The following is a 5243-nucleotide window of genomic DNA, read 5'->3' as shown; positions in this document are numbered from 1 at the left end:
ATTTCTTGAAGTTGCGATTTCTTGAAGTTGCGATTTCTTGTTACACGGTAATTATTTTTATAAAATATTCATAATTCTATTGTTACACGGTAATTATTAAAAGTTACAGGGTAACTAATTTGTGTTACAGGTAACAATATAGTTATCGGGTAACGATGTTTAATATAAACCATTTTATTTTTTTAATTACCGTGTAACGTAAATTTATGTTATGCTTTGGCGATTGAATAATAAAACTGGAATTGTGCAATGAAAGATGCGAATGATAAAAAGACGATTGATATGTTGAAGCCTGCCCCACTTACGAATTCTGAGCGTCAAAAAGCGTACAGAGAAAGACGTAAGAGTGATGCTAGTCAACGCTTAGATGTATATATTGATAAGTTTGTTGCTGATAAGCTGGCGGATATTGTTGGGGCAGTAGGGGATAGTCAAAAAGACGTTTTGACACGTTTAATTGAAAAAGAATATAAGCGTTTATATGCTGTTAAAAACAGTAAGTTGAAGAAGTATATCGAAAGTAAATAGTAGTGTACCTGATTTAATAAAGCCCCAAATAATGGGGCTTTATTTTTGTACTAAAAATCTGGTCGAGGTGAGTTATCAATTTTTATGTCAATTTCACGATCATTTTTAATATTTTTTTGCTGATTTTCAGCAGTGCTTTCTTGCTGATCTATCAAGTCATTGCTATTGCATGTAGCTAAATGATCAAGCCAGTTTTGCACGAAATCCTTGTCTAATTTGAGTAGATTCCTCTCATGCTGATCTCTAATATATCCTTTATTTTCAAATATTTGATATGTTTTTAGGTCATTTGATAGGGCTGTAATACTTGCCTGAATCGTTGGTTCTGTTGCTTCGTTTTTAAGTACGTCAATAATTGCATATTGTTTTTGCTTTATTGCTTCAATGTACTGTCTAATATTATTTTGTGGTTTATCTTCAATAGCAGATAACTCTAAAACTCTTTCAATTAAAGGCGTTGGTGGTAATTCTTGGAAGTGCTTGCATGCTTCCAGTGCTGTGCATCTTGGTGATTCACTAGCAGTACGCATGATTTCTGCTCTTGATGTGCTTTGATCTGCTTCGAGTCTAGTTTTGGCTTCTAAATAATAGTGCTCATATAGCTGATAGTTGTTGTATTCACGCAAGTCATTGACTTCTTTGATCGCTCGCTCACGTTCTGCAAGCTTTGCTTGATATGCAACATTTTTATCTTTGTCTTTAAACGTCAGGTTAGGGTCAAGGCGTAGCAATGATTTAGGAATCATTGGTACTGGCTTTAAGTTCGTGCCGTTGATGCGGTTGTAGTCTTCGTGATGCAGACACGACACAGAGTTTGGAACTTCGACATCAATGCCCTTTATTTTTACTATTTTGGTTGGTGCGTACTTCTCCAGGTGCTCATTAATAATAACTTCTGTATCTACACGCATTTCATTGATGATTGTTTTGCCTTTGCCACGTACATCCGGTGTGATCTTTTGGGCACCACCGTTGGCAGGGTCTTTGTCGTTATAGCGACTGAAAAACTGTTCAGCAGTTCTATTATGTTCATCGACTGAACGCTCGCAATACATAATATGCAAGTGCGGTTGATCTTGGCCACCGATCTCGCCTGCATGATTATGAATTGCGGCAGTGTATGGGAAGTTAAACTCATGAGTGAATTGTTTAATCAATGCTTCTGCTAGTTCGATTCGTTGCTGAACAGACAATTCTTTCGGTAATGCGATAACTTGGCTTGCAGCAGTGCGAGCATTTTTTCTTTCGTAGTTGTGAGCAGCTTCCCAAAATAAATCAGGACGTTTTTCAGCAAAGCTGGGCATGTTGCCGGATTTTACAAACTCAACTTTTTCATGAAGATTGTCTTTGTGATTTTTATAGTGTGCTGTGCGTGTGATGTAGTGAAACCGGTTTTTGCACGATGCTGCTTTTTTAACTTTTGTTGCTCCAGATTTGGCTTTAATTTTGGTTGTGCCTTTTCCAGTATATGCATAATCAAAGTAGTACATTTTCCGATAACTCCATTTTGAAATATGCTTGTTTTTGCTTTTGCCCCGCAGGGCGAGATGAGAGTTTCTAATTCAAATTGATTACGTAGTAATTAATTTGAATTAGAAACACGTAGACGAGCAAAACATTAAATAAATTACTCACGTAATTTAGTTTAATTTTTGTTGCGTGACAATGTATGATGAGAAAACTATATTTTTATTGTGCGTGGTTTCTCTTATGGCGACTCGTGGACGGCCGGCAAAGTTGTTTGATGATTCTGATTTGAACAGAATAATTCGTTTTGCAATGCGTATGGAATTTCGAACTAAAGCACAGCAAGAACTTTGTGATGCTGAAAATTTTAGACCGATTACGGCTTCTCATATTGCTGTTGATAATGAATTGTTGACGCTAATAAAAACTGTAAATCGTCAAAGAACTGCGTATAGAAAAAATGCTGAGTTGTACAAAATTATTCAACATAAAGCGACAACGACAGTCCCACTTACAGCATTAGAAAAAGAGATCCTCGGTTATGACTGGAAAGATCGAGATGGGTTCTTTAATTGTCAAAAAGCACTGACGACATACGCAAAACTTGAAAAAATCGCTAAGTCTGAAATTGAACGAGCAGAAAGCCAGAAACGACAAGAAGCGATTAAGAAAACGCAAGAACAGCAGACAGACGGACAAAAGCGCAGAAAAGAGAATGAACGTCGCAAATATTTCCTTGGGGGTGTTGTTCTTAAATATGCTGAGTTTTTGAAAGACAATTATTTATTCGGTCCTGAAGATTCTGAAGAGTCGATTTTGCATCATTTACTTGAAGATTTTATTGTTTGCAACTACTTGTCAGACGTAACCAATGATGATGAAAATAAAGCAAATAATGTAAGAAATTCTATTAAAAATAAACGCTCTGAGATAATAGAGAAAATAAGAAACGTTGCTAAAGAGATTGAAAATGATAAACGCAGATGACAGTTGAATCAGTTGTTATACAGCAGTTTTTTTGCTCTCAGAATTCTATTTTCTAAACCCTCTATGCTTTTCTGAAGTCGTGGACTATATGCTTTTTTTTGATGGTCAGAAAATTCTTTAAGCTCTGTTTCTAGCTGTTCAATTCTTTGTTTGAGCAGAATTTCTTTTTCAAATTTTGTTATGTATTTTTCAGATATCATTTTGATTATAAAGCCCTTTAAGCACTGAACGATGACGAATTTCAATATCCTTTCGCTTGCCCAGGGCAAGCGAGGTTATTGGAATTAGGCATCAATCTCTATGTTTAAGTCTTCTAGCTTGTCGAGCCAGTATTGAGTTTTATCATCTTTGATATCAGCTTTAATGCGATTAATCAGATCCTCACTAGTTTCACCAAACTGCAAAAAACGAGGTAGAACGTTTGGGTCTGAAATTGCTCTATATATATCTATAGCCTTAATTTTTTTGGGTTGCTCTGGTGGGTGTTCTAGGGGTTGCTCAGGGGGTGTTTCAGCTTTTACTGTACGTTTTTTAGTGACAGTAAAATTGACATGGCTTGCTTTACGACCTTCTTTCTTTACTGCTTTAAATTGAACGGATAGCTCAGTTTTTTCATTAATTAAATCAATGTGCGGCTTCAATATTGAACTCTTGAAGTCTCGATATTCGGGGTATGAATCTTCTGAGAGATCCAAAGCACGTTTTAAGTCTTTTAGATCAATGTCGAAATTGAAGCGATATTCATTCTGACTTAAAAACGGATATAAGCGTAAACCGTGACCGTGTAAGCCACTAATAGATTTAATTTGTAGCTGAGTGAAAGGATTATCTTTGTTGAATACGTACATGATGTACAAAGCATAATGAGTAAAGCTAACTGTAAAATTGCCATCCTTATAAGCTGATGTCGTGACTAATCGAGTTCTAACTCGGCCCCGATCTGGGCTATCAAAAATAACACTATGATTATAAAGGGTATCAACAACACGATCTAAAGCGGAATATGCCCCTTTTATGCTCAATCCAGTTAATTCAGCATATTCTCTAGCAGATATTGAAAACGTAGTTCGTTCATTGGGCTGATCGTTAATAAGTCGAACTTTAGGGCTGAAATACATTAAGAGTTTGAGTAGATCGTCTTTTGGTGGACGTTCATGCTGCAATTGCCAGAAAGCATTTTGCAGAACAGCTAGGTGTTTTGGGTACTTTGCAGCAGAAGATTGCAATGGATACAACTCTTTATCCTCTTCAGAGAAGTCCAGTATTTTTGTGGTTTTAGAAGTTTTTGTCACAATTTTTATCTTTTTAAGTGTGGGTTGGGTTTAATATATTCTCCCCCACTTATCAAGTCAATAGTTGTCTGCAACACCACCCCCCTTGTCTGCAACGCACCCCCACTTTGTCTGCAACGCACCCCCACTTAAGTCTGCAACGCACCCCCACTTAAACCTGTTTTGTCTGCAACGCACCCCCACTTAAACCTGTTTTGTCTGCAACGCACCCCCACTTAAGCCTCTGAAACCCTTTATCAGCAATGCTTTTAGACACCCTGTAAAGCTTTTTTAAAGCTTTTAAAAGCTCTTTAAAGCTTTTATAAAGCTTTTAAAAAGATTAAAAATAGAAAAAGAAAATCGCCCTTGGTACTCGCCAAGGCTCGTACTCTATTGCTGCTCGTTCCTCGCAGCGAGGGGCGATTTTTGCAACTGCATACGTGACAACTCAAAGCAAAGTCAAAAGCATTGATAATGCATTCGCTATGCTCATGCTTTTTTAAAAGCAAAAGCTTCAAAGTTCGCGCACTTCGTGACGCTCTGTAACTCTCGCTTAGACGCAAAAGTGAGCTTGTAATCAGTGAAAAGGCATTGCGAGAATTTTAATTGTGTCAGTTCGCTCGTAGACACTCGCTCTGTAAGTTGCTGTTATTGTTTAGATATTTTTAATATTGCACATATTTTTTAAATTTTAAGATTAATAAAAAATTTGAATTTCAACATTGTTTCTAATTTTAGTATCTCAAACTAAAGATAAATATAGCTCTATTTTGCGCTCATTTGCGTTTTAAGCGATTTTTAATGTGTCGCAGTACGTTTGTATGTCCATCATCTATTTCATCAAATACAGCGCATTCTGTGCGATTTCTTGAAGTTGCGATTTCTTGAAGTTGCGATTTCTTGTTACACGGTAATTATTTTTATAAAATATTCATAATTCTATTGTTACACGGTAATTATTAAAAGTTACAGGGTAACTAATTTGTGTTA

The 5243-nt window shown here is 36.3% G+C and carries 4 protein-coding genes; 2 read left to right on the top strand and 2 right to left on the bottom strand.

Annotated features, from left to right (window positions below; all coding sequences use genetic code 11):
* Positions 1-249: 249 nt before the first annotated feature.
* Positions 250-528: a RepB family protein gene (locus FTT92_RS16480; protein WP_180172634.1), complete on the top strand. Its 279-nt coding sequence runs from the start codon at positions 250-252 to the stop codon at positions 526-528.
* A 50-nt stretch (positions 529-578) separates the two neighbouring features.
* On the opposite strand, the gene FTT92_RS16475 is transcribed toward FTT92_RS16480, so the two are convergent.
* Positions 579-2018, bottom strand: a complete 1440-nt coding sequence (locus FTT92_RS16475; RefSeq protein WP_180172633.1) for a MobA/MobL family protein — start codon at positions 2016-2018, stop codon at positions 579-581.
* Between the two features lie 220 nt (positions 2019-2238).
* Here FTT92_RS16475 and FTT92_RS16470 point away from each other — a divergent pair, with 220 nt between their 5' ends.
* On the top strand, positions 2239-2982 hold the full coding sequence (locus FTT92_RS16470; RefSeq protein WP_180172632.1) for a hypothetical protein: 744 nt from the start codon (positions 2239-2241) through the stop codon (positions 2980-2982).
* A 284-nt stretch (positions 2983-3266) separates the two neighbouring features.
* On the opposite strand, the gene FTT92_RS16465 is transcribed toward FTT92_RS16470, so the two are convergent.
* Positions 3267-4274 (bottom strand): replication initiation protein, encoded by a 1008-nt coding sequence (locus FTT92_RS16465; RefSeq protein ID WP_180172631.1) that lies wholly within the window; start codon positions 4272-4274, stop codon positions 3267-3269.
* Between the last annotated feature and the right edge of the window lie 969 nt (positions 4275-5243).

It is taken from the genome of Acinetobacter sp. YH12023, assembly GCF_013420135.1.
Taxonomy (GTDB): domain Bacteria; phylum Pseudomonadota; class Gammaproteobacteria; order Pseudomonadales; family Moraxellaceae; genus Acinetobacter; species Acinetobacter amyesii.
Note: the sequence above shows the minus strand (reverse complement) of the source record. Positions and strands in the feature narration are given on the sequence as shown.